This is a genomic window from Rhizobium sp. 01N48 (assembly GCF_056399145.1).
This window is the reverse complement of the sequence record NZ_JBFTQT010000006.1, coordinates 1-21,610: the sequence shown is the minus strand read 5'-3', so window position 1 is coordinate 21,610 and position 21,610 is coordinate 1. Positions and strand designations below refer to the sequence as shown.

Annotated in this window: 21 protein-coding genes, 1 tRNA gene and 1 rRNA gene; 13 read left to right on the top strand and 10 right to left on the bottom strand. The window is 62.2% G+C overall.

Annotated features, from left to right (window positions below; genetic code table 11):
• The first annotated feature begins 146 nt into the window (after positions 1-146).
• A complete protein-coding gene (locus tag AC1DOG_RS13260; RefSeq protein ID WP_112982896.1) occupies positions 147-722 on the top strand; it encodes a c-type cytochrome in 576 nt (191 codons plus the stop codon).
• A gap of 69 nt (positions 723-791) precedes the next feature.
• Here AC1DOG_RS13260 and AC1DOG_RS13255 read toward each other — a convergent pair whose 3' ends face one another.
• Positions 792-1,736 carry an AEC family transporter gene (locus AC1DOG_RS13255; RefSeq protein ID WP_047506515.1) on the bottom strand — a complete coding sequence of 315 codons (945 nt, stop codon included), beginning with the start codon at positions 1,734-1,736 and terminating at the stop codon, positions 792-794.
• Between the two features lie 429 nt (positions 1,737-2,165).
• Between AC1DOG_RS13255 and AC1DOG_RS13250 the strand changes: the two genes are divergently transcribed.
• Positions 2,166-3,158, top strand: a complete 993-nt coding sequence (locus AC1DOG_RS13250; protein WP_477928571.1) for an adenosine kinase — start codon at positions 2,166-2,168, stop codon at positions 3,156-3,158.
• A 54-nt stretch (positions 3,159-3,212) separates the two neighbouring features.
• Here AC1DOG_RS13250 and AC1DOG_RS13245 read toward each other — a convergent pair whose 3' ends face one another.
• On the bottom strand, positions 3,213-3,752 hold the full coding sequence (locus AC1DOG_RS13245) for an SH3 domain-containing protein (RefSeq protein WP_018899091.1): 540 nt from the start codon (positions 3,750-3,752) through the stop codon (positions 3,213-3,215).
• A gap of 183 nt (positions 3,753-3,935) precedes the next feature.
• Between AC1DOG_RS13245 and AC1DOG_RS13240 the strand changes: the two genes are divergently transcribed.
• Entirely contained in the window at positions 3,936-4,937 is a 1,002-nt protein-coding gene (locus tag AC1DOG_RS13240; protein ID WP_477928569.1) for a 2-hydroxyacid dehydrogenase, read from the top strand.
• On the opposite strand, the gene AC1DOG_RS13235 is transcribed toward AC1DOG_RS13240, so the two are convergent.
• From AC1DOG_RS13235 to recF, 3 genes are read right to left on the bottom strand one after another with little or no spacing between them, the layout of a single operon-like run.
• Positions 4,934-5,407 (bottom strand): GNAT family N-acetyltransferase, encoded by a 474-nt coding sequence (locus AC1DOG_RS13235; protein ID WP_477928567.1) that lies wholly within the window; start codon positions 5,405-5,407, stop codon positions 4,934-4,936. The two genes, AC1DOG_RS13240 and AC1DOG_RS13235, sit on opposite strands and share 4 nt — an antisense overlap.
• The gene (locus AC1DOG_RS13230; RefSeq protein ID WP_477928565.1) at positions 5,404-6,237 is read right to left on the bottom strand and encodes a molybdopterin-synthase adenylyltransferase MoeB; all 834 of its coding nucleotides are present in this window, start codon (positions 6,235-6,237) and stop codon (positions 5,404-5,406) included. The genes AC1DOG_RS13235 and AC1DOG_RS13230 overlap by 4 nt, the downstream gene beginning before the upstream one ends.
• Entirely contained in the window at positions 6,234-7,358 is a 1,125-nt protein-coding gene (gene recF, locus AC1DOG_RS13225; RefSeq protein ID WP_477928563.1) for a DNA replication/repair protein RecF, read from the bottom strand. The genes AC1DOG_RS13230 and recF overlap by 4 nt, the downstream gene beginning before the upstream one ends.
• A gap of 917 nt (positions 7,359-8,275) precedes the next feature.
• Between recF and AC1DOG_RS13220 the strand changes: the two genes are divergently transcribed.
• Positions 8,276-8,743 (top strand): group III truncated hemoglobin, encoded by a 468-nt coding sequence (locus tag AC1DOG_RS13220; RefSeq protein WP_477928561.1) that lies wholly within the window; start codon positions 8,276-8,278, stop codon positions 8,741-8,743.
• Positions 8,744-8,764: 21 nt separating this feature from the next.
• On the opposite strand, the gene AC1DOG_RS13215 is transcribed toward AC1DOG_RS13220, so the two are convergent.
• Entirely contained in the window at positions 8,765-9,283 is a 519-nt protein-coding gene (locus AC1DOG_RS13215) for a GNAT family N-acetyltransferase (RefSeq protein WP_289728330.1), read from the bottom strand.
• 121 nt (positions 9,284-9,404) lie between these two features.
• A complete protein-coding gene (locus AC1DOG_RS13210; RefSeq protein WP_477928559.1) occupies positions 9,405-9,974 on the bottom strand; it encodes a helix-turn-helix domain-containing protein in 570 nt (189 codons plus the stop codon).
• A 139-nt stretch (positions 9,975-10,113) separates the two neighbouring features.
• Here AC1DOG_RS13210 and lepA point away from each other — a divergent pair, with 139 nt between their 5' ends.
• The 3 genes from lepA to AC1DOG_RS13195 are packed head-to-tail and all read left to right on the top strand — an operon-like array spanning position 10,114 to position 12,537.
• On the top strand, positions 10,114-11,949 hold the full coding sequence (gene lepA, locus AC1DOG_RS13205; RefSeq protein ID WP_026283110.1) for a translation elongation factor 4: 1,836 nt from the start codon (positions 10,114-10,116) through the stop codon (positions 11,947-11,949).
• Positions 11,950-12,006: 57 nt separating this feature from the next.
• Positions 12,007-12,237 (top strand): type II toxin-antitoxin system CcdA family antitoxin, encoded by a 231-nt coding sequence (locus AC1DOG_RS13200; RefSeq protein ID WP_477928557.1) that lies wholly within the window; start codon positions 12,007-12,009, stop codon positions 12,235-12,237.
• Complete coding sequence (locus tag AC1DOG_RS13195) at positions 12,238-12,537, top strand: CcdB family protein (protein ID WP_477928555.1); 300 nt, start codon at positions 12,238-12,240, stop codon at positions 12,535-12,537.
• A 286-nt stretch (positions 12,538-12,823) separates the two neighbouring features.
• Here AC1DOG_RS13195 and AC1DOG_RS13190 read toward each other — a convergent pair whose 3' ends face one another.
• The gene (locus AC1DOG_RS13190) at positions 12,824-13,279 is read right to left on the bottom strand and encodes a GFA family protein (RefSeq protein WP_477928553.1); all 456 of its coding nucleotides are present in this window, start codon (positions 13,277-13,279) and stop codon (positions 12,824-12,826) included.
• 490 nt (positions 13,280-13,769) lie between these two features.
• Between AC1DOG_RS13190 and AC1DOG_RS13185 the strand changes: the two genes are divergently transcribed.
• From AC1DOG_RS13185 to AC1DOG_RS13160, 6 genes are all read left to right on the top strand, one after another.
• A complete protein-coding gene (locus AC1DOG_RS13185) occupies positions 13,770-15,350 on the top strand; it encodes a peptide ABC transporter substrate-binding protein (protein ID WP_112945008.1) in 1,581 nt (526 codons plus the stop codon).
• A gap of 272 nt (positions 15,351-15,622) precedes the next feature.
• Entirely contained in the window at positions 15,623-16,546 is a 924-nt protein-coding gene (locus AC1DOG_RS13180; protein WP_113238653.1) for an ABC transporter permease subunit, read from the top strand.
• The gene (locus AC1DOG_RS13175; RefSeq protein ID WP_047506491.1) at positions 16,543-17,460 is read left to right on the top strand and encodes an ABC transporter permease; all 918 of its coding nucleotides are present in this window, start codon (positions 16,543-16,545) and stop codon (positions 17,458-17,460) included. The genes AC1DOG_RS13180 and AC1DOG_RS13175 overlap by 4 nt, the downstream gene beginning before the upstream one ends.
• Positions 17,461-17,473: 13 nt before the next feature.
• Positions 17,474-18,481 (top strand): ABC transporter ATP-binding protein, encoded by a 1,008-nt coding sequence (locus AC1DOG_RS13170; protein ID WP_047506489.1) that lies wholly within the window; start codon positions 17,474-17,476, stop codon positions 18,479-18,481.
• Complete coding sequence (locus AC1DOG_RS13165; protein WP_477928549.1) at positions 18,474-19,457, top strand: ABC transporter ATP-binding protein; 984 nt, start codon at positions 18,474-18,476, stop codon at positions 19,455-19,457. The genes AC1DOG_RS13170 and AC1DOG_RS13165 overlap by 8 nt, the downstream gene beginning before the upstream one ends.
• A 178-nt stretch (positions 19,458-19,635) precedes the next feature.
• Positions 19,636-20,859, top strand: a complete 1,224-nt coding sequence (locus tag AC1DOG_RS13160) for an alpha/beta hydrolase (protein ID WP_477928547.1) — start codon at positions 19,636-19,638, stop codon at positions 20,857-20,859.
• A gap of 316 nt (positions 20,860-21,175) precedes the next feature.
• On the opposite strand, the gene AC1DOG_RS13155 is transcribed toward AC1DOG_RS13160, so the two are convergent.
• Positions 21,176-21,252, bottom strand: a tRNA-Met gene (locus AC1DOG_RS13155).
• A 236-nt stretch (positions 21,253-21,488) separates the two neighbouring features.
• Positions 21,489-21,603, bottom strand: a 5S ribosomal RNA gene (gene rrf, locus AC1DOG_RS13150).
• Positions 21,604-21,610: the final 7 nt, after the last annotated feature.

Here is a 21,610-nt window from a genome sequence, read left to right as displayed (position 1 = left end):
CATTTCCGGGCGGAAAGGTGTCAAAAAGTCTCATGCTGCCGAGGCGTTCGGCTGTTGCAAGAACTAGCCAAAAGACATAGGTTTCGCTCGATTTCAAGTGACAGACCGGTTTTATGTCTGCCGGCTGTGAGGGGGGAGCATCACAGATGAATTCTTACGTGAATACGGCGGTGGGAGCGCTACTTGGGACGGTTTTCGTCCTGATGTCCGTATCCATCGCTTCGGAAAGCCTGTTTCATTCGGAAAATCCGGAGAAAGAGGGCTTTGCCATTGTAGCCGAGGAAGCTTCGGCCGCCGATGCCGGTGGCGCTGCTCCGGCTGCCGCCGTGCCGATCGCGCAGCTGCTTGCGAAGGCCGACGCCAAGGCCGGCGAAACGGTCTTCAAGAAGTGTCAGGCCTGTCATGACGGCACGAAAGGGGGACCGAACAAGGTCGGGCCGAACCTCTTTGGTGTCGTAGATCGTCCCATCGGCGCGCATGAAGGTTTCGCCTATTCCGCCGCCATGAAGGATTTTTCCAAGGGCGCCAGCGAGAAGTGGACCTTCGATCACCTGAACCACTTCCTGGCCGCGCCGAAGAAGTACATTGCCGGAACGGCAATGGGCTTTGCCGGTCTCCAAAAGGACACCGACCGCGCCAACGTGATCCTCTATCTGCACACGCTGGCCGATTCGCCGGTGCCGCTGCCGGATCCGAACGCGCCTGATTCGGCGACGCAGTGAGATCTTGCATTGCATGAAATAACGAAAGCCCGGCCGATGCGCCGGGCTTTTTCGTTTCGGGTATTTCGATTATCCGAGCAGGTAGGCCCAGAAGGACACGGTGATGGCACCGAGCGCGGTCGTCAGCGTGATCGTCGAAGCGGCAAGGCTATGGCCGACGCCGAAGCGGTTGGCGATCAGCCAGGCGTTGACGCCTGTCGGGACCGCCGAGATCAGGACGAGTGCGGCGGTCCAATCGCTTTCCAGACCGAGCAGGTGGCTGGTCGTCCAGACGCAGGCAGGCAAGAGCAGCAGCTTGAAGGCGGAGGTGACGCTGGCGATGCCGACATTGCCCGAGGTGCCGTATTGCTGCAGCGCCATGCCGAGCGAGATGAGGGCGACGGGGCCGGATACGCCGGCGATCTGATCGACCACCAGTTCGACAGGCATCGGCATCGTCCAGCCGAGCAGATGCATGAGGGCGCCGCCGGCGAGCCCGATCACCAGCGGATTGCGCACGAGATTGCTGGCGATCTGGCGCAGCACCGCGACAATGCTGCGGCCCTTGCCGCCGGCGATCTTGTGCTCGGCACGCTCCATCAAAATGGTGCCGATGATCATCATAACAGGCAGGTGCACGGCGATCAGGATCGACAGCGGCACGAGGCCCTTGTCGCCGACGGTGCGCTGGACGAGCGGCAGGCCGATGAAGATGGTGTTGGCGAAGGCTGACGACACGCCGGCAAGCACGCCGATCCGGTCGTCACGACCGAAGAAGCGCGTGGCGGCGATATGGGCGGCGGTCCAGGTGATGGCGACGCCGGAGAAATAGGCGATCCAGAGCCGGAAGGGCGAGGCGCCCTTGAAGTCCGCTTCGGCGATCGTGCGGAAGAGCAGCAACGGCACGGCGATCTTGAAGACGAAGTCGCTCAGCGCATCGCCGACCTCCGCCTTCATCAACCCCACTTTGACGATCAGCCAGCCGATCAGGATCATCACGAAGATGGGAAGAACGTCGAGAAAGATGGCGGACATCGGGGACGGATTGCCTATTGCATGGAATATCAAAGGTCTAACAGCAAACCGTTCGCGCTGACAAACCGGAATGACACCGGGCCAAGGCGCAAACGCAAAAAAAGCGGGGTTCGGCCCGCTTTTCCGCATCCGGTCCTGCCGGATTGCCGGTTGGTCATGCTGCCAGTTCATCCGTGGTCAGCGTCGCACCGGTATCGTCGAAGGGCATCGTTTTGTTTGTGGGGCCCTTCTCGATCGGCGACTGCTCTAAAGCCGTCCATGCCGATCTTGTTGATGAGAGATATAGCCAGGCAAAATGACAGGCGAATGACGTCCACGCGGCATTTTTGCGAAAGGATTGGCCGCAAATCCGGGATTTCTGCTTCCCATGAGCTGAAAATCCGATAAGACCGACTACCGGCTATCACCAAAACCGGGACCTCCCATTTCATGACCAAATTCGATGTACTGACTGTCGGCAACGCCATCGTCGATATTATCGCGCGTTGCGACGACCAGTTCCTCATTGATCACAAGATCACCAAGGCAGCGATGAACCTGATCGATGCCGAGCGCGCCGAACTGCTCTACAACCACATGGGCCCGGCGCTGGAAGCCTCGGGCGGCAGCGCCGGCAACACGGCGGCCGGTATCGCCAATTTCGGCGGCAAGGCCGCCTATTTCGGCAAGGTCGCGGAAGACCAGCTCGGTGAAATCTTCGCCCACGACATCCGCGCCCAGGGCGTGCACTACCAGACGCAGCCGAAAGGCAAGTTCCCGCCGACCGCCCGCTCGATGATCTTCGTGACCGAGGATGGCGAGCGCTCGATGAACACCTATCTCGGCGCCTGCGTCGAACTTGGACCCGAGGATGTCGAGCCCGAGGTCGTGGCCCAGTCTAAGGTCACCTATTTCGAAGGTTATCTCTGGGACCCGCCGCGCGCCAAGGAAGCGATCCGCGACTGCGCCCGCATCGCCCATGAGAACGGCCGCGAAATGTCGATGACGCTCTCCGACAGCTTCTGCGTCGGCCGCTATCGCGACGAGTTTCTCGACCTGATGCGCTCGGGCACCGTCGACATCGTCTTCGCCAACAAGCAGGAGGCGCTGGCGCTTTACGAGACCGAGGATTTCGAAGAGGCGCTCATCAAGATCGCGCAGGATTGCAAGATCGCCGCGGTGACGATGAGCGAAGAAGGTGCCGTCATCTTGAAGGGCAGCGAGCGCTTCTATGTCAGCGCCATCGAGATCAAGGAGCTTGTCGACACGACCGGCGCCGGCGATCTGTTCGCGGCGGGTTTCCTTTACGGCTACACGCAGGGGCGGACGCTTGAGGATTGCGGCAAGCTCGGCTGCCTGGCGGCAGGCATCGTCATCCAGCAGATCGGACCGCGTCCGATGAAGTCGCTCACCGAGGCCGGCAAGCAGGCGGGTCTTCTCTAAATCCTGACTTACCTCTGACTTATCTGGAAGCCTTCAATTCGTTGAAGGCTTCTCTTATTTGAAGGCCTCTCCGGGATAGGCGCCCCAGATTTCCGACTGCGCCACCCAGCCTTCGGCGCCGTCGATCTTGGCGAGGCACCAGTCGCCGGTGCATTCGCCGATGTTCATCATCACACCGGGCTCCAGCTTGGCGACGACAGTCGCGGATGGCTGGGCCTCGCGGCGCACGTTGACGAAGACGCTCTTGCCCTTGCCCTTCATCCAGGGGGCGGCAATGGCGGCGCGGGAACCAGACAGCAGCGACTGGTTGACCCAGCCCTCGGTGCCATCGGCATCGCGCACCTGGCGCCAGTTGTCATATTCCTGGATGATTTCCACCGGCAGCCCAGCTTTCAGATACATCCACGACGCGGCATAATCGGTGCCGGGGCCGATGCGCAGATTGACGCGCTTGGATTTCAGCGTGACGAAGCGCGGCAGCGGCAGGCCGCTCGGACCCTTCGCCGCCTGGGCATAGCCAAGCTCGGCGGTGCCGGCCGAAAGCACAAAGCCCAACGCGAGGGCGAGGCATGATTTCAGGACTGTGCTGCGCATGACGATTTCCGTTCGCTATGACCCAGGCGGTTCCTCCGCCTGATTTCCGGACCTCGACATTCCCGCGTACGCTCAACGAGTTTTGTTTGTCTTCGCGTACGGGTCTGGTAGAAATTCCCCGGAACGGGAAAATTATCCCGCGTCTTGGTTAAGGACCTCTGAACAAGGCAGCAGCTCCAGGATATGACGACAAAGAAAAAAACGAAGGTCTACATTACCCGCAAGCTGCCGGATGCCGTCGAAACGCGCATGCGCGAATTGTTCGACGCCGAGCTCAATATCGACGACACGCCACGCAGCGCAGCCCAACTTGCCGCTGCGATGAAGACCGCCGACGTGCTGGTGCCGACGGTGACCGACCGGATCGACGCCGCGTTGATCGAAGAGGCGGGGCCGCAGCTGAAGCTGATCGCCAGCTTCTCCAACGGCACCGATCACATCGATGTGGAGGCGGCCGCCCGCAAGGGCATCACCGTGACCAACACACCCAACGTGCTCACCGAGGATACCGCCGACATGACGATGGCGCTGATCCTCGCCGTGCCGCGCCGGCTGGGCGAAGGTGCGCGTGTGCTGACCGACAGGCCCGGGGAATGGGCCGGATGGTCGCCCACCTGGATGCTCGGACGGCGCATTCACGGCAAGCGGATCGGCATTGTCGGCATGGGCCGGATCGGCACCGCCGTTGCCCGCCGCGCCAAGGCCTTCGGCCTCTCCATTCACTATCACAACCGCAAGCGGGTGACGGCGACGACGGAAGACGAGCTCGAAGCGACCTATTGGGAAAGCCTCGACCAGATGCTGGCGCGCGTCGATATCGTCTCGGTCAACTGCCCGTCGACGCCGGCGACCTTCCATCTGCTGTCGGCACGGCGCCTCGCGCTGCTGCAGCCGACGGCCTATCTCGTCAACACCGCGCGCGGCGACGTGATCGACGAGGCGGCGCTGATCAAGTCGCTCAGGGAAGGCAAGCTTGCCGGCGCCGGGCTCGACGTGTTCGAGAACGAGCCGGCGGTCAATCCGAAGCTGATCAAGCTCGCCAACGAGGGCAAGGTGGTGCTTCTGCCGCATATGAGCTCGGCCACGATCGAGGGCCGCATCGACATGGGCGACAAGGTGATCATCAACATCCGCGCCTTCATGGACGGCCACCGCCCGCCGAACCGCGTTCTGCCGGGGCGTTAAGAAGCGAGTCGCTTGCGCATCTCGATCGAGGTTATGCGGGTGAAGCCCGGATGGGCGTTCTCCGCGGTCTTTTCGAAGCCCCAGCGGGCGAAGACCGCGTGGTTTTCGGTGAGCTCGATGCGCGTTTCCAACCGCAGCGCCGGCAGCGAAAGTGCGCGCGCGGTGTCCTCCGCGATGCCAAGCAGTTTCCGACCGATGCCGCGCCGTTCGGCAGTCGGCGCTACCGCCAGCTTGCCCACATAGAGGCAATCCGCCTCGGGCCGCAGGAAAATGCAGCCGACAAGCGCGCCCTCTTCGATCACGACATAGGCGATCTCGGCTTGCGCCTTGGCGGCCAGCGAGTCAACCGTCAGCCCGAGCGCCGAGGATGGCGGGTCGATGCGGCCGTTCATGTAAGCGAAGGACGACAGGATGAGCGCGAGAAGCTCGTCCCAGCGGGAGAAACCGGCACCGAGACGAAGGATGGTCACGATGCCTGGCTCTGGCTTTGACTCTCTCGGGCGCGCCGACGCTTGTAGCGGATGGTGTCGAAGCGCGCCGCAAGGGCATCATAGAGCAGCAGACGGCCGACCAGCGGCTCGCCGGTGCCGGTTATGAGCTTGATCGCTTCCATCGCCATCAGCGTGCCGATGACGCCCGTGAGCGCGCCGATGACGCCGGTCTCGGCGCAAACCGGGATGAGGCCTTCCGGCGGCTTTTCCGGGAAGAGGTCGCGGTAAGTGGGGTTGAGCACGCCATCGGCGGCGGCCTCATATGGCTTCAGCACGGTGACCGAACCATCGAACCGGCCGACGGCACCGGTTACCAGCGGCAGTTGCGCCGCTWCGGCGGCATCGGCCGCGGTATAGCGCGTGTCGAAATTGTCGGAGCCATCGATGACGAGATCGAAGCCGGAGAGATGGCGGCGGGCGCTGTCTGAGGAGAAGCGCTCCTCGAAGCGGATGACGCGGACATGCGGATTGAGCCTCGCGATGGCGAAGGCGGCACTTTCCGTCTTCAATTCGCCGATCGTGCCGGAATCATGGATGACCTGGCGCTGCAGATTGGAGAGTGATACGCGGTCGTCGTCTGAAATGCCGAGCGTGCCGACGCCGGCTGCCGCGAGATATTGCAGGATTGGGGCGCCGAGACCGCCGGCGCCGATGACGAGCACGCGCGCTGCCTTCAGCTTCTGCTGGCCGGCGCCGCCGATCTCCGGCAGCAGGATGTGGCGCTGGTAGCGGGCGATTTCTTCCGGGCTCAACGGTTCCATGGGCGCGATGCTAGCATGGCCCTTGGCGGCGGGGAAAGTGTCGCTCATTCGAATATCTTTCCATCGGCAACGGTGAAGAATTGCGTCCGGTCGCCGAGGGCCGAGAACATCGAGCGGTCGGTGCCGGTCATGAAGGCTTGGCCGCCGAGCGCATCGATCAGATCAAAAAGCGCGGCGCGCCTGTTTTCGTCGAGATGGGCGGCGATCTCGTCAAGCAGCAGGATCGGCGCATGGCCGGTAAGATTGGCGACAAGGCGGGCATGGGCCATGATGAGGCCAACCAACAGCGCCTTCTGCTCGCCGGTCGAGCAGCGGGCCGCTTCCATGCGCTTGTCGCGGTGGCGGACGAGCAGGTCGGCGCGGTGTGGGCCCTCCAGCGTGCGGCCGGCGGCGGCGTCGCGATAGCGGCTTTCGGCGAGCTGTGCCGCGTATTCGTCCTCTAGATCGACAGCGGGGCGATCGAACTGGCCATCCATGAAGCCGGCGAGATCGAGCGAGGCCGAGGGGAATGGCGAGGTCTCGCGGGTTTCCTCGATGAGGCGAACGAGGAGGCCCAGCATCTCTTGGCGGGCCATGGCCATGGCGATGCCGAGCGTTGCCATCTGTTCCTCGATGCCTGACAGCCAGGAGGGATCGAAGCGGCGCTCGTCGAGCAGCTTGTTGCGGCTGCGCATGGCGCGCTCGAAATCGCTGGCGCGGCGGCCATGGGCGGGATCGAGCGACAGCACGAGGCGATCGAGGAAGCGGCGGCGCTCGGACGAACCGCCGGTGAAGAGGCCGTCCATCGAGGGTGTCAGCCAGAGAAGGCGCAGGTGATCGGTGAGTTCGTCGGCGGTCTTGGCCGGCGTGCCGTTGATGCGCAGGCGGCGCGACGTGCTCTCGTCGTTGCCGTCGACGCCGGTACCGATCTCGACCTCGCCGTCCATGCCGTCGAGCGCCGCGAAGATCGTGAAGCCGCCATGGGCGCCGACGCGGGTGACATCGCCATAGGTGGCGCGGCGCATGCCCCGGCCCGGCGACAGAAACGACACCGCCTCCATCAGATTGGTCTTGCCGGCGCCGTTATCCCCCACCAGCACCACATGCCGGCCATCCAGCTGCAAACCGGCCGACGCATAATTGCGAAAGTCGGTGAGCTTGAGACGGAACAGGGAAACCTTGTGGGGCATGCTTTATCCGGATTCGTGACGGCTGAGAGCTAAGCGCTATGGGCGCGGATGGCAAGGGTGGGGGGTGCGGTGCGTGGGATGTGGCGCGGAGTGAGAGGTGATGTTGGCGGCCTGTAGTGTGGCGGTCAGGTATTGAGCGTCGTGCCGTGGTTTACCCCCCTCTGCCCTGCCGGGCATCTCCCCCACCGGTGGGGAGATTGGCTGGGCGCGACCGCTCGCTCTACCTTCATTGTTTGATTGGGGAGCAAGCCGCTTGCCGATCTCCCCCCTTGTGGGGGAGATGCCCGGCAGGGCAGAGGGGGGTAACACACGGCACAATCTCTCGACCGTCAGGCCGCAATTGAAAGACACACCAAAACCCCACGCCGCCCGAAAGCCCGTGTCTCCACCATGCACTTCACTCGGACGGGGCGCTGGAAATCACCTCGATTGAGTAAGTAGAATATGGCGCTCCCCAGCGCCCCGTTCGGCGGTTTTTATCCGCGACTCCGATCTCTCTGCCTTCTCGCCCAACTTCGCGGCGAGACCATGTGTGCCTCACAGGCACGTCCGGGCTCAACTCAGGCCCGTCTTGCGACAGAACCCGCCGTCACCGGAGGGAGATCATTTTCCGCGGACCCGGATCGCGAGGTTTTGCGTCTTACCCTCACGCTCCGCGCCGATCCCGCCTCGCCGGCACGCCTGCCGGTGTATCCGATGACGGGACGCCGATAGTGTAGGGGGGGGTTCGACGCGGGGAAAATCAGCGCCTGGATTTTGCGTAAGTGGTTGATCGTCAATGCTCGCATCATCTCCGACATCCCCTCGCTCGAAGCCGCATCATACACGGCGAGGGCATTGCGTCGCAGCGGCTTTCGCGGCAGCGGGCGAGCGCTTATATGAGGCGTGCCGCAAGAAGCGGCGGAACGGATTTTGCGATGGATAGCGAGATACAGGGACGGGCGGCGCATTCGGCGGCGATCAGGGAGCGGGCCGAGGCGGAGATGGCGGGCATGGGGGTCGATGCGGCGTTTATCGATCTTCTGGTCGAGACGTTTTATGGGCGTGTGCTTGCGCATCCCACGCTTGGGCCGGTGTTCGACGCCAGGCTTTCCGGGCGGTGGCCGGAGCATATGGAGAAGATGAAGAGTTTTTGGTCGTCCGTCGCCTTTCGCAGCGGCGCATACGGCGGCAAGCCGGTGCAGGCGCATGTCGGCGTGGCCAACATGACGCCGGAGCTCTTTCCGCAATGGCTGGCGCTGTTTTCCGCGACGCTTGACGATATCGCTCCTTCCGACGAGGCGAAGGCCTGGTTCATGGCGACGGCTGAGCGGATTGCCCGGAGCCTGACGCTGTCGCTGTTCTACAATCCAGCGCTCGACGATCCCAGGCTGAAGAAGGGCTGAGATCGACGGGCCTGCCCGAGATCAGGCGATGCGCTTGTAGAAGAAGGTGGAGGCGCAGAAGCCGCCTTCCGGCCAGAGAGCGTAATCCGGTATGACGCCGACGCGCTCCCAGCCAAGCCGGGGATAGATCGCCTCGGCATCGCTACCGGTCGCTGTGTCCAGCACGAGAATGGTCTTGCCGCGACGCGCGGCTTCCTCTTCGGCGGCGCGCATCAGGAGGCGCGCGAGGCCCTTGCCGCGGGCGGCGCGGTGGACGAGGAGCTTCTTCAGATCGGCGCGGTGCGGCTGGTTCGGCATCTGGGCGGCGCCGATCTGCACGGTGCCGAGCGCCTTGCCCTCAATCTCTGCCACAAACAGTAGGGTGGCTCCTGAGGCGACGCTCTCGGCGACGGCCTGCCAGTAGGGTTCTGCATCCTCACGCGTATAGGGCTGCATGAAGCCGACGGAGGCGCCGCCGTCGACGCAATCGACGAGCACATCGCAAAGATCGGGTATTGCGGCGCGCGCCTCTGTCGCGTCGAGCAGGCGGATGGTGGTCATGGGGTCTCCTGAGATTGACTGGAGCGCCTTGCGCCCGAATGGAAGCACAAAGGACGCTCTAACTCTTTGAATCTACGCATCGAGCTTTCCGAAAATCGATTCCGATTTTCGGGCCGATGCGCTAGTGACGGCGGCGGTCGAGCACGACGCAATAGCGGGCCGGCGCGGGGCCGGGGTTATGGAAGACATGGCCTTCGGCAACGGGAATGAACAGGCAATCGCCGGGGAGCAGGCGATGCACGGTGTTGTCGCCCGTCGTCATCTCCATCTCGCCATCGAACAGCCAGATATGCTGGGTCATGCCGCTGGCGGCCGCATGCGGCGGGAAACTGACGCGGGCGCCGGCCGGGAATTCGACATCGACGATATCGACATCCGATGTGGTGCCCGGCGGCGAGACGGCGCGCCTGATGTAGCCGGTTTCTGGATCGCGCCAGACCTGCTGGTCTTGGCGGCGCAGCAGCGGCGCGGCCTCGCCCTCCTCGGCGAAGAAGGCCGAGAGCGACAGGCCGAGTGCTGCACAGACGCGGGCAAGCAGGGCCGCGGTCGGGCTCGCCTCTCCACGCTCGATGCGCGAGATCATCGCCCGGCTGACACCCGAGGCGGTCGCGAGATCGTCGAGCTTCAGGTTTCTGTCGGTTCTGAGCCTGCGAATCCTAATGCCGATCGCGGTTTCGAGTTCCTGTTCCATTGTCCGATCCAAATTTCTACTATAATAGAAATGCATGGTTCAATCGTGGAATCAAGCGCTATTTTCGCCGCCTGACGGAGCGACTTATCGTAAACGAAACCCTGCTTTTCCGCTTTGCGGCAAGGGGATGCGCTGCTATATGCGGCGCATGAGCACCAATTCGACCCGCACGCCCCTCGACCATATCCGCAACTTCTCGATCGTGGCCCATATCGACCACGGCAAGTCGACGCTGGCCGACCGCCTGATTCAGTCGACCGGCGGCCTTGCCGAGCGCGACATGTCGGAGCAGGTGCTGGATTCGATGGATATCGAGCGCGAGCGCGGCATCACCATCAAGGCACAGACCGTTCGCCTGCACTACAAGGCCAATGACGGCGAAACCTATATCCTGAACCTGATCGACACGCCCGGCCACGTCGACTTCGCCTATGAAGTCTCGCGTTCGCTGTCGGCCTGCGAGGGCTCGCTGCTCGTCGTCGACGCCTCCCAGGGCGTCGAGGCGCAGACGCTTGCCAACGTCTACCAGGCGATCGACAACAATCACGAGCTGGTCACGGTCCTCAACAAGATCGACCTGCCGGCAGCCGAGCCCGACCGAATCAAGGAACAGATCGAGGAAGTGATCGGCATCGACGCTTCCCAGGCCGTGCTGATTTCGGCAAAGACCGGTCTCGGCATTCCCGACGTGCTCGAAGCGATCGTGCACCAGCTGCCGGCGCCGAAGAGCGAAGCCGGCGAGAAGGGCCCGCTGAAGGCGCTGCTCGTCGACAGCTGGTACGACACCTATCTCGGCGTCATGGTTTTGGTGCGCATTCTCGACGGCGTACTTTCCAAGGGCATGACCATCCGCATGATGGGCACTGATGCCAAGTATCAGGTCGAGCGCGTGGGCGTGCTGACGCCGAAGATGCTGGCGGTCGATTCACTCGGCCCGGGCGAGATCGGCTTCTTCACCGGCTCGATCAAGGAAGTGGCCGATACCCGCGTCGGCGATACCATCACAGAAGACAAGAAGCCGACGGCGACGGCGCTGCCGGGCTTCAAGCCGGCGCAGCCTGTGGTGTTCTGCGGTCTCTTCCCTGTCGATGCGGCCGACTTCGAGGACCTGCGCGCTGCCATGGGCAAGCTGCGCCTCAACGACGCGTCCTTCTCGTTTGAAATGGAAAGCTCGGCGGCTCTCGGCTTCGGTTTCCGCTGCGGCTTCCTCGGCCTGCTGCACCTCGAAATCATCCAGGAGCGCCTGGAGCGCGAGTTCGATCTCGACCTCATCGCCACCGCCCCTTCGGTCGTCTATCAGCTGACGATGACCGACGGTTCGGAGCGCGAGCTGCACAACCCGGCCGACATGCCCGATGTCGTCAAGATTTCCGAGATCCGCGAACCCTGGATCAAGGCCACCATCCTGACGCCGGACGATTATCTCGGCGGTATCCTCAAGCTCTGTCAGGACCGTCGCGGCATCCAGACGGAACTTACCTATGTCGGCAAGCGCGCCATGCTCACCTACGAGCTGCCGCTCAACGAAGTGGTGTTCGATTTCTACGACCGCCTGAAGTCGATCTCCAAGGGCTATGCCTCGTTCGATTATCACCTGGCCGACTACCGCGAGGGCAACCTCGTGAAGATGTCGATCATGGTCAATGGCGAGCCGGTCGACGCGCTCTCCATGCTGGTGCACCGCACGGCGGCCGAAAAGCGCGGCCGTGACATGTGCGAGAAGCTGAAGGACCTGATCCCCAGGCACATGTTCAAGATCCCGATCCAGGCTGCGATCGGCGGCAACGTGATCGCCCGTGAGACGATCTCGGCGATGCGCAAGGACGTGACCGCCAAGTGCTACGGCGGCGACGCATCACGCAAGCGCAAGCTGCTCGACAAGCAGAAGGAAGGCAAGAAGCGCATGCGGCAGTTCGGCAAGGTCGATATCCCGCAGGAAGCCTTCATTGCCGCACTGAAGATGAAGGACGACTGAGGCTCTTTGCTTCTGCCTGATATGCGCATATCATATGCGCATATCAGGAGACCGATCATGCCTCAGACCCGTCGCAAGGCCGCCAACCTGTCGCTCGACAGCGAGCTCGTCTCGCAGGCGCGTGAACTGAACCTCAATGTTTCCAAGGCCGCCGAAGACGGCCTCAGGCTCGCCATCAAGAGCGAGCGCGAACGGCTGTGGCTGATCGAGAACGCCGACGCGATCGCGGAAGAAAACGCCTATGTCGAGAAGCACGGTCTGCCCTTTGCCAAGTACCGGCAGTTCTGAATGGCGCGCTTCCGCGTCTACCGGCTCAAGGAGTACGACGCTCTTGCGATCGATCTGCAAAGCGATTTTCTTGAGGGCCTTCCCTCGCGCGTGATGGCACCGCTTCACAATATCGAAGGCATGTCCTGGGCGATTTCGCGGCTCAATCCACGCGTTACAGTCAATGGCCGAACCTATGTGATGGCGACCCAGCGCATGGCGTCCATTCCGCTGTCGGAGATCGGCGCGGAAGTGGCTGATCTCTCGTCGCGAAGCGACGACATCACGGCAGCGCTGGATTTCCTCTTCCAGGGCTTCTAGGCGTCGTTTTCGATATATCTTTCGTGATCCTGCATCGGCAGCAGGTCGGCGGACGCTTAAGGTCCGCCGGTCTTGTTATTTTTTGTTCTTCTCTTGATCGCGGTGCCACTTGATGGCGAAGAACATGCCCGTTCCCAGCACGATGATTTTGAACGGAAGGAAGATTATGAGGAACCAGTCCATCGTTTATATTTCCAGGCTATTACTTGACGCTATCCGTCGTGAGGCGCACTGCCTCAAACCGATGTCGTGCATTGTATAACCGCTCGCTGTCTTCGAATACCTTCTAGCCCTGCGTCATATAGTCGTTCGTCAGCCGTTCGTAATCCTGCATCTCCGGCAGCGCTTCGTAGCTGTGCACGGCACCGGTTTTGGCGAAGGGCAGCTTTTCGCGGGTCCAGGTCTCGATGAAGGGTGTGAACCAGCTGACATCGTCGAGCATGGTCGGGCGCAGGTTGACGAACCACTCCATGCCTTCCGTCTTCGTGAACATCCAGGTCATGCAGTGCGGGCAGAAATAGTGGTGCGACATGGCGCCGTGGAGGCCGCCGATGACAGGTTCGCCGCTGGTGATCTCGAAGCCATCGGTGGGGATCGCGGCGCTCAGCGAATAGGCGCTTGAGGACATCGTCTGGCAGCCGGTGCAGTGGCAGGCCATGGTCAAAAGCGGCTTGGCGCTGATCTTCAATCGCACGCGACCGCAGCGGCAGCCGCCCTCGCTCGGCAAATTCAACTGGCTCATTTCCATCTCCCTTATTCCCGTTGAGATGATAGCGCCCGGCGCGCGGAGATGAAGGGGCTCGTTCGAACAAATGCGGCTTTGCTGCAAATTCTCAACCTGCGGGACGAGACGGTGGTTGGCATGCTGCCCATCCCGCCCCATTGAAAACGCGAAATAATCTGTCGTGCCCGCGACATATCCGTACCGACGGGGAACATTGGCGACAACAAAGGCATACTCAACCCCTAATTGCCTTCTCTCTAACTTAGACATGGTCGAATTTGCGACCGATTTATTCAAATCGACGCTATGCTTGGCGCGATATGTCGACATTTAACCGGCTAATTGGCGCCGTTTTCGTCCGGTTTTCCCCGCCATTCGCAGCTTTCGTTTTGGGGCTTGCAACGGCCGACCTTTACGATAGGTTGCGCGTTGACTTGCACGTAACAGGTCACCAAGGGAACAACGACGAATAAAAGGCGCTAAAAAGCCTAGAAAGGTGGGCCCCCACATGAACTTCCCCACAAAGAAAATTCTTGCCTCCGCAGTGCTTGGCTCGCTGCTGGCATTCTCCGCCCACGCGGCGACGATCAACATCCACAATGGCGGCGACCCGCAATCGCTGGATCCGCAGAAGCTCTCCGGCGACTGGGAAAACCGCATTGCCGGTGACATCTTCGAAGGTCTGGTGACCGAGGACGCGCATGACAATCCTGTCGCCGGCCAGGCCGCGAGCTGGACGATCTCGGACGACCGTAAGGTCTATACCTTCAAGCTGCGCGACGGCATCCAGTGGTCCGATGGCCACCCGGTGACCGCAGGCGACTTCGTGTTCGCCTTCCAGCGCCTGATGGACCCGAAGAACGCCGCCGACTACGCCTATCTGCAGTTCACCATCAAGAACGCCGAGAAGATCAACAAGGGCGAGATCACCGATTTCAGCCAGTTGGGCGTCAAGGCGATCGACGACAAGACGCTCGAGATCACGCTTGAAAACCCGACCCCCTACTTCCTCAACGCGCTGATGCACTACACGGCCTATCCGCTGCCCAAGCACGTCGTGGACGCCAAGGGCGCCGACTGGGTGAAGATCGGCAACATCGTTACCAATGGTCCGTACACGCCGACGGAATGGATTCCCGGCTCGCACGTCACGACCAAGAAGAACGACAAGTACTGGGATGCCGCGAACGTCAAGATCGACGGCGCCAAGTTCTTCGTGCTCGAAGACCAGGAAGCCGCGCTGAAGCGCTACCGCGCCGGCGAATTCGACATCCTCACAGACTTTCCGACCGACCAGTACGAGTGGATGAAGAAGAACCTGCCGGGCCAGGCGCATGTCGCGCCGTTCTCCGGCCTCTACTACTACGTCATCAACTCGCAGAAGGGCCCGACCGCCGACAAGCGCGTGCGCCAGGCGCTCTCCATGGCGATCAACCGCGAAGTCATCGGACCGCAGATCCTCGGCACCGGCGAACTGCCGGCCTATTCCTGGGTACCGCCGGGCACCGCCAATTACGGCGAGCCGGCCTATATCTCCTGGAAGGATGAGCCTTACAAGCAGAAGGTCGAAGAGGCCAAGAAGCTCTTGACGGAAGCCGGATTCGGACCCGACAAGCCGCTCACCCTGCAGCTCAAGTACAACACCAACGACAACCACAAGCGTATCGCCGTTGCGATCGCCGCCATGTGGAAGCCGCTCGGCGTCAATGTTGAACTCATCAACGCCGAAACCAAGGTGCACTACGACCAGCTGCAGCGCGGCGACGTGCAGGTTGGCCGCGCCGGTTGGCTCGCCGACTACAACGATCCGGACAACTTCCTGAACCTGCTCGTCACCGGCGTGCAGATGAACTATGGCCGCTGGTCGAACGCCGACTACGACAAGCTGATCAAGGACGGCAATGCCGAAACCGATCTGACGAAGCGTGCGGAGATGTTCAAGAAGGCCGAGCAGATCGCACTCGACGACAGCGCCGCGCTGCCGATCTACTACTACGTTTCCAAGAACGTGGTCTCGCCGAAGATCGAAGGCTTCGTCGACAACATCCAGGACATCCACCGTACCCGCTGGCTGTCCATCAAGGAATAAAGAGAGGCATTGTCTTCACCCTGCCCGGGGGTGATTGCAACAGGTCAAGACCCCTCCCAACCCTCCCCACAAGGGGGAGGGCTTAACCCAGCCAAACCGCCGAGCCACATTGGGGCAGGCGGGCGCGGCAGGTTTTCTCCCCCCTTGTGGGGGAGATGGCCGGCAGGCCAGAGGGGGTCTTTTCCCACACTATTGCCTTCGCATGCTCCCGAACCAGTTTCGACTGATCACGATGATGCGAAAGACCCGGCGCAGGAAAGACCGTCACCACCATGATCAATTATGCATTCCGTCGATTGCTGTCGACGATCCCCGTTATGTGGATCGCCGTGACAGCCTGCTTCTTCGTTTTGAGATTGGCCCCAGGCGGGCCGTTCGATGGCGAAAGACCGTTGCCACCGGTGATCCTCCAGAATCTGGCGGCCCACTACAATCTCGATAAGCCGCTGATCCAGCAATATCTCTATTACGTCGGCGACCTCCTGAAGGGCGATCTCGGTCCCTCCTTCGCGTCCGAGGACTTCACCGTCGCGCAGCAGATCATGATCGGCCTGCCCTACACCTTCATCATCGGCACGGCGGCCTTTCTGCTGGCGATCGTCATCGGTGTCGCCGTCGGCTGTCTTGGGGCGCTCTACCAGAACAAGGCGCCGGACTACATTCTGGGCGCGCTGATCCTGGTGGGCGTCGTGCTGCCGAACTTCCTGATCGCGCCGATCCTGCAGCTGGTCTTCGGCATTCACCTGCAATGGCTGCCTGTCGGCGGCTGGGGCAATGGATCGCTGAAGTTCCTGGTGCTGCCCGTCGTCGTGCTGGCACTGCCGCATGCCGGGCGCATCTCGCGCATCACCCGCGGGTCGATGATCGAGGTGATGGGCCAGAACTTCATCCGCACCGCCAAGGCCAAGGGCATTGGCCCGCGACTGACCGTCATGCGCCATGCCCTGCGGCCGGCGATGATGCCCGTCGTTTCCTATCTCGGCCCGGCGGCCAGCTATCTCTTGACCGGCTCGCTGGTCGTCGAAAGCGTCTTCGGCCTGCCCGGTATCGGCCGCTACTTCGTCAACGCCGCATTGAACCGCGACTACGGCATGGTTCTCGGCACGGTCATCTTCTACATGGTGCTGATCGTGTTCCTGAACCTTCTCGTCGACATCGCCTATGCCTGGCTCGATCCGAAAGTGAGAAACCGATGATCCTCAACCCCGCAAAGAGAGAGCTGCTCGCGGCCGAACTGCTGGAGGCTGAAGGTCTCAGCCCCGTCAGCCGTTCGCTCACCCGTGACGCGCTGCGACGCCTCTGTCGCAACAAGGCGGCCGTGGCCTCGATCATCGTGCTGACGCTGCTCGTGCTTGTCGCCTTTATCGGCCCCTACCTCATTCCCTTCGGCTACGAAGATCCGGATTGGGCCGCCTTCCGCTCGCCGCCTTCGTTTGCCGACGGCCATTATTTCGGGACTGATCCGAATGGCCGCGACCTGCTTGCCCGCGTGCTTTACGGCACCCGCGTCTCGCTGGCTGTGGCGCTGACGGCGACGCTCGTCTCCGTCGTCATCGGCGTGCTCTATGGCGCGATATCGGGCTATATGGGTGGACGTGTGGATGCCGTCATGATGCGCTTCGTCGACATCATGTACGCCTTCCCCTACATCCTCTTCGTCATCCTGCTGATGGTGATCTTCGGCCGTAACGTCTATCTGCTCTTCGCGGCGATCGGCGCGCTCGAGTGGCTGACCATGGCGCGCATCGTGCGAGGGCAGACATTGTCGCTCAAGCAGCGCGAATTCATCGAGGCGGCGCGCGCCTCCGGCCAGAAGCCGCTGAAGATCATTACCCGGCACATCATTCCCAATCTCGTCGGCCCCGTCGTCATCTTCGCGGCGCTGACCGTGCCCGAAATCATCGCGACGGAGAGCTTCCTCTCCTATCTCGGCTTCGGCGTTCAGGAACCACTGACCTCATTGGGAACGCTGATCTCCGAGGGCACGGACGCCATGGAGAGCATGCCCTGGCTGCTCGTCTTCCCGGCCGGCTTCCTCGTCGCCCTGCTGCTCAGCCTGCTGTTTATCGGCGATGGGCTGCGCGATGCATTCGACCCAAGGGACCGCTGAAGGGATCGCTGACATGCAAAAAGACATCAAAAACGACACCCTTCTGGAACTGAAGGACTATTCGATCAGCTTTCGCACGCCCGAGGGCGAGGTGAAGGCCGTTTCCAACATGAACCTCACCGTCAAGCGCGGCGAGCGCATCGCGATCGTCGGAGAAAGCGGCTCGGGCAAGAGCCAGACCTTTCTCGGCATCATGGGATTGCTGGCGAAAAACGGCCGGACCAGCGGACAGGCGCTTCTCGAAGGGCGCGACGTGCTGGCGCTGAAGCCGCGCGAGCTGGACCATGTGCGCGGCAAGGACATGGCCATGGTGTTTCAGGACCCCATGACCGCGCTCAATCCCTCGCTCAAGATCTCCCGACAGCTGACGGAGCAGCTCGAGGTGCATCGGGGCTTTACCGCGCGTGCGGCCTCGGCCGAAGCGCTGGACATGCTGAAGCGTGTCGGGATCCCCGACCCATCCAGGCGCTTCAACCTCTATCCGCACGAGCTATCCGGCGGCATGCGCCAGCGCATCGTCATTGCCATGGCGCTGCTGACGAAGCCGAAGCTCCTGATCGCCGACGAGCCGACCACCGCGCTCGATGTGACGATCCAGGCGCAGATCCTCGATCTCTTCAACGATCTGACGGCCGAGATGAACACGGCGCTGGTGATGATCACCCACGATCTCGGCGTTGTCGCCGGGCTCGCCGACCGCGTGGCGGTCATGTATGCGGGCCGCATCGTCGAGGAGGCGCCGGTGGACGAGCTGTTCGAGAACCCGGCGCACCCCTATACGGCGGCACTCCACGCCTCGATCCCGCGCCCGGACCAGGACGTCGACCAGCTCGCCGTCATTCCCGGCCGGCCGCCGAACCTGCAGCATCTGCCGAAAGGATGCAGCTTCTCGCCGCGCTGTCCGCTCGTGCAGAACGACTGCATCGACGCGGCGCCACGCCTCGACGTGCAGGCGCCGCGCCATCTCGCGGCCTGTTTCCATGCCTTTCCACGCCTCGAGGAGGTTCTGACCAATGGCTGAACGATCACTTCTCAGGGTCAAGAACCTGACGACCCAGTTCGACGTTCCCACCAAGGGGTTCTTCAAGCCGCCGCTGACGCTGACTGCGGTCAACAATGTCAGCTTCGATCTCAGCGAGGGCCGCACGCTCGGTATCGTCGGGGAATCTGGCTGCGGCAAGTCGACCCTCGGGCGCTCGATCCTCAGGCTCCTGAAGGCGCAGAAGGGCCGCATTCTCTGGCAGGGTCGCAACCTGCTCGACCTCTCGGACGAGGAGATGCGGGCCGCACGCCGCGACATGCAGATCATCTTCCAGGATCCGATCGCCTCGCTCGACCCGCGCATGACGGTTGGCGATATCATCGCCGAGCCGCTGACGGTGTTCGAACCGAAGCTCAACCGCGCTCAGCGCGCCGAGCGGGTGCAGGAGATCATGGCCGCCGTCGGCCTCGTGCCTGAAATGATCAACCGCTATCCGCACGAGTTCTCGGGCGGCCAGGCGCAGCGCATCGGCATTGCCCGGGCCGTCATCACGCGGCCGAAGCTGATCATCTGCGACGAGCCGGTCTCGGCCCTCGACGTGTCGATCCAGGGCCAGGTGATCACGCTGTTGCGCAAGCTGCGCAAGGAGTTCGGCCTGACGCTGATCTTCATCAGCCACGATCTCTCGGTCGTGCGGCTGATCTCCGACGACGTGCTGGTGCTTTATCTCGGCAAGGTGGTCGAAGCCGGCGACTGCGCGACGGTGTTCGACAAGCCGGCGCATCCCTATACGCAGGCGCTGTTTTCGGCGGCACCGATCCCGGATCCGAAACTGGCGCGAGGACGCCAGCGCATCCGCCTGCAGGGCGATCCGCCATCGCCGCTGAACCCGCCGAAGGGTTGCGTCTTCTCGCCACGCTGCTGGAAGGCGACCGACATCTGTCGGACCGAGATGCCACTCAGCGAAGAGGTCAGGCCCGGCCAGACGGCCGCCTGCTATCATATCGAGCGTTGATATCCGGGCGGCCACGACCTTGGTGCGTGGCCGCCCGCTTCCCGCAAACCGTGTGCGTCCTGCAACAGCGCGCATATCATCACCTGCTCAAGCACCATACTGTGGTCACTGCGTAGTGTTGCGGGCTTCCCTCCGGCGCCGGTTGCTCTATGGTGCGTCCATCAGACCGGAGGGGTTCATGCGCGTACGGTTTCTCGTTGTCATGCTGCTGCTGACCAGTTGTGGCCACCCAAGCGGCGTGATGACGCCCGTGGCGCTGACGGCGGCGACCCCGAAGACGACCCGGGTCGACATGCTGGTGGCAACCACACGCGAACCCTCGGGCGATCCGGCGACGCTGTTTAACGGCGAGCGCAGCCCAAAGCCATCGCTGACGGCCGTCGAAGTCTCCATTCCGCCGAACCGCAAATCAGGCACCGTGCAATGGCCAAAGCGCCTGCCGCCGAACCCGGCCACCGACTTCGCCGTCACTGGCGTCCAGCAGATCGGCACTGTGAAGGAGGGGCGCTCATGGCTCAGCCAGCACATGCACAACGGCCACGCGCTGGTCTTCATCCACGGCTTCAACAACAAGTACGAGGATTCGGTCTTCCGCCTGGCGCAGATCGTCCACGACAGCAAGATGGACGCTACGCCGATCCTCTTCACATGGCCGTCGCGCGCGCAGATCACCGCTTACGAATACGACAAGGAAAGCACCAACTATTCGCGCACGGCGCTCGAGCAGGCGCTCCGGACACTGGTCAACGATCCCAATGTCAAGGACATCACGATTCTCGCGCACTCCATGGGCACTTGGCTGACGATGGAATCGCTCAGGCAGATGGGCATTCGCGACGGACATCTGAACAGCAAGATCCGCGACGTCATCCTGGCCTCGCCAGATATCGACATCCAGGTCTTCGCGAAGCAATATGCCGAGATGGGCACGCCGCGGCCGAAGTTCACGATCTTCGTCTCGCAGGACGACCGGGCGCTCGCCTTCTCGAGCTTCATCACCGGCCGCGTCTCGCGCCTGGGCGCGATCGACCCGACGGTCGAACCCTATCGCACCAAGCTGGAAGAGGCTGGCATCACCGCCATCGACCTCACCAAGGTCAATAGCAACGACCGGCTGAACCACGGTAAGTTCGCCGAGAGCCCGGAGATCGTGCAGTTGATCGGCCAACGCCTAATGACCGGCCAGCCGCTCACCGACAGCAACGTGACGCTCGGACAGGGCATCACGGCGGTGGTCGGCGGAACGGTCACCAATATCGGCACCGTGGCCGCCACCGCTGTGGCGGTGCCGGCTACGATCATCGAGGCGCCGATGATGCACCAACCGAAGAAGAAGAAGAAGCCGACCACAGCCGACGAGACGCTGCAGGGCGACCTCAGGGAACAGCAGCTGACGCAGTGACGCTGGTGGTCGCTGGGCCTGATCTCAGACGTCAGAACTGTCGCCAGAGAACTCATATCGAGCTGGGAATCTGCTCCAATCGTGGCGCCTCGTGCGGCGTTGTCAATGTGTGTGCTGCAAACGCCAAAAAGCCCGCGTGAAGCGGGCTTGGTTCGTACTTGTCTTATATCATTCCGGGAGAATTTAGGCGCGCTGTCGGGCTTTGAACAGTCGTCCGGCGTTCAGGTGATGGTCCTGCAGACGACGAGCTACCATGCGCCAGCGAAGCTGAAGTCTTGGCGTCATCGATAGATGTTGGTCTGCGTGGGGGAAAGATTGGTTGCGGGGGCAGGATTTGAACCTGCGGCCTTCAGGTTATGAGCCTGACGAGCTACCGGGCTGCTCCACCCCGCGCCAGCGTAAAACCCTTTGGGTTTTATCGCGCTTGAGTAAACCGCGAAGCGGTTTGCTCTTACATCAGGAGCAAAACCCTATTGGGTTTTGTTCCTGTAAGGGACGCACCATATATTTGGCGTTGGTTCCCTTAAATTTCAATTGGCCCTTCAAAAGCAAAAGGCCGCTTGCGCGGCCCGATGTTTTCGGCTGGGCCGAAGTTTCGATCAGAGAAGATTTTATGTTGCGTTTAGCAGACCTGGCAGCGACCGACTCTCCCGCGTCTTAAGACGAAGTACCATAGGCGCAGGGGCGTTTCACGGCCGTGTTCGGAATGGGAACGGGTGCAGCCGCCCCGCCATAACCACCAGGTCAGCGA

Excerpts from the sequence above, each read along its gene's own strand:
- AC1DOG_RS13260 (WP_112982896.1), top strand. The coding sequence starts at position 147 with ATGAATTCTTACGTGAATACGGCGGTGGGAGCGCTACTTGGGACGGTT.
- AC1DOG_RS13255 (WP_047506515.1), bottom strand. The coding sequence starts at position 1,736 with ATGTCCGCCATCTTTCTCGACGTTCTTCCCATCTTCGTGATGATCCTG.
- AC1DOG_RS13250 (WP_477928571.1), top strand. The coding sequence starts at position 2,166 with ATGACCAAATTCGATGTACTGACTGTCGGCAACGCCATCGTCGATATT.
- AC1DOG_RS13245 (WP_018899091.1), bottom strand. The coding sequence starts at position 3,752 with ATGCGCAGCACAGTCCTGAAATCATGCCTCGCCCTCGCGTTGGGCTTT.
- AC1DOG_RS13240 (WP_477928569.1), top strand. The coding sequence starts at position 3,936 with ATGACGACAAAGAAAAAAACGAAGGTCTACATTACCCGCAAGCTGCCG.
- recF (WP_477928563.1), bottom strand. The coding sequence starts at position 7,358 with ATGCCCCACAAGGTTTCCCTGTTCCGTCTCAAGCTCACCGACTTTCGC.
- AC1DOG_RS13220 (WP_477928561.1), top strand. The coding sequence starts at position 8,276 with ATGGATAGCGAGATACAGGGACGGGCGGCGCATTCGGCGGCGATCAGG.
- AC1DOG_RS13215 (WP_289728330.1), bottom strand. The coding sequence starts at position 9,283 with ATGACCACCATCCGCCTGCTCGACGCGACAGAGGCGCGCGCCGCAATA.
- AC1DOG_RS13210 (WP_477928559.1), bottom strand. The coding sequence starts at position 9,974 with ATGGAACAGGAACTCGAAACCGCGATCGGCATTAGGATTCGCAGGCTC.
- lepA (WP_026283110.1), top strand. The coding sequence starts at position 10,114 with ATGCGGCGCATGAGCACCAATTCGACCCGCACGCCCCTCGACCATATC.
- AC1DOG_RS13200 (WP_477928557.1), top strand. The coding sequence starts at position 12,007 with ATGCCTCAGACCCGTCGCAAGGCCGCCAACCTGTCGCTCGACAGCGAG.
- AC1DOG_RS13195 (WP_477928555.1), top strand. The coding sequence starts at position 12,238 with ATGGCGCGCTTCCGCGTCTACCGGCTCAAGGAGTACGACGCTCTTGCG.
- AC1DOG_RS13190 (WP_477928553.1), bottom strand. The coding sequence starts at position 13,279 with ATGAGCCAGTTGAATTTGCCGAGCGAGGGCGGCTGCCGCTGCGGTCGC.
- AC1DOG_RS13185 (WP_112945008.1), top strand. The coding sequence starts at position 13,770 with ATGAACTTCCCCACAAAGAAAATTCTTGCCTCCGCAGTGCTTGGCTCG.
- AC1DOG_RS13180 (WP_113238653.1), top strand. The coding sequence starts at position 15,623 with ATGATCAATTATGCATTCCGTCGATTGCTGTCGACGATCCCCGTTATG.
- AC1DOG_RS13175 (WP_047506491.1), top strand. The coding sequence starts at position 16,543 with ATGATCCTCAACCCCGCAAAGAGAGAGCTGCTCGCGGCCGAACTGCTG.
- AC1DOG_RS13170 (WP_047506489.1), top strand. The coding sequence starts at position 17,474 with ATGCAAAAAGACATCAAAAACGACACCCTTCTGGAACTGAAGGACTAT.
- AC1DOG_RS13165 (WP_477928549.1), top strand. The coding sequence starts at position 18,474 with ATGGCTGAACGATCACTTCTCAGGGTCAAGAACCTGACGACCCAGTTC.
- AC1DOG_RS13160 (WP_477928547.1), top strand. The coding sequence starts at position 19,636 with ATGCGCGTACGGTTTCTCGTTGTCATGCTGCTGCTGACCAGTTGTGGC.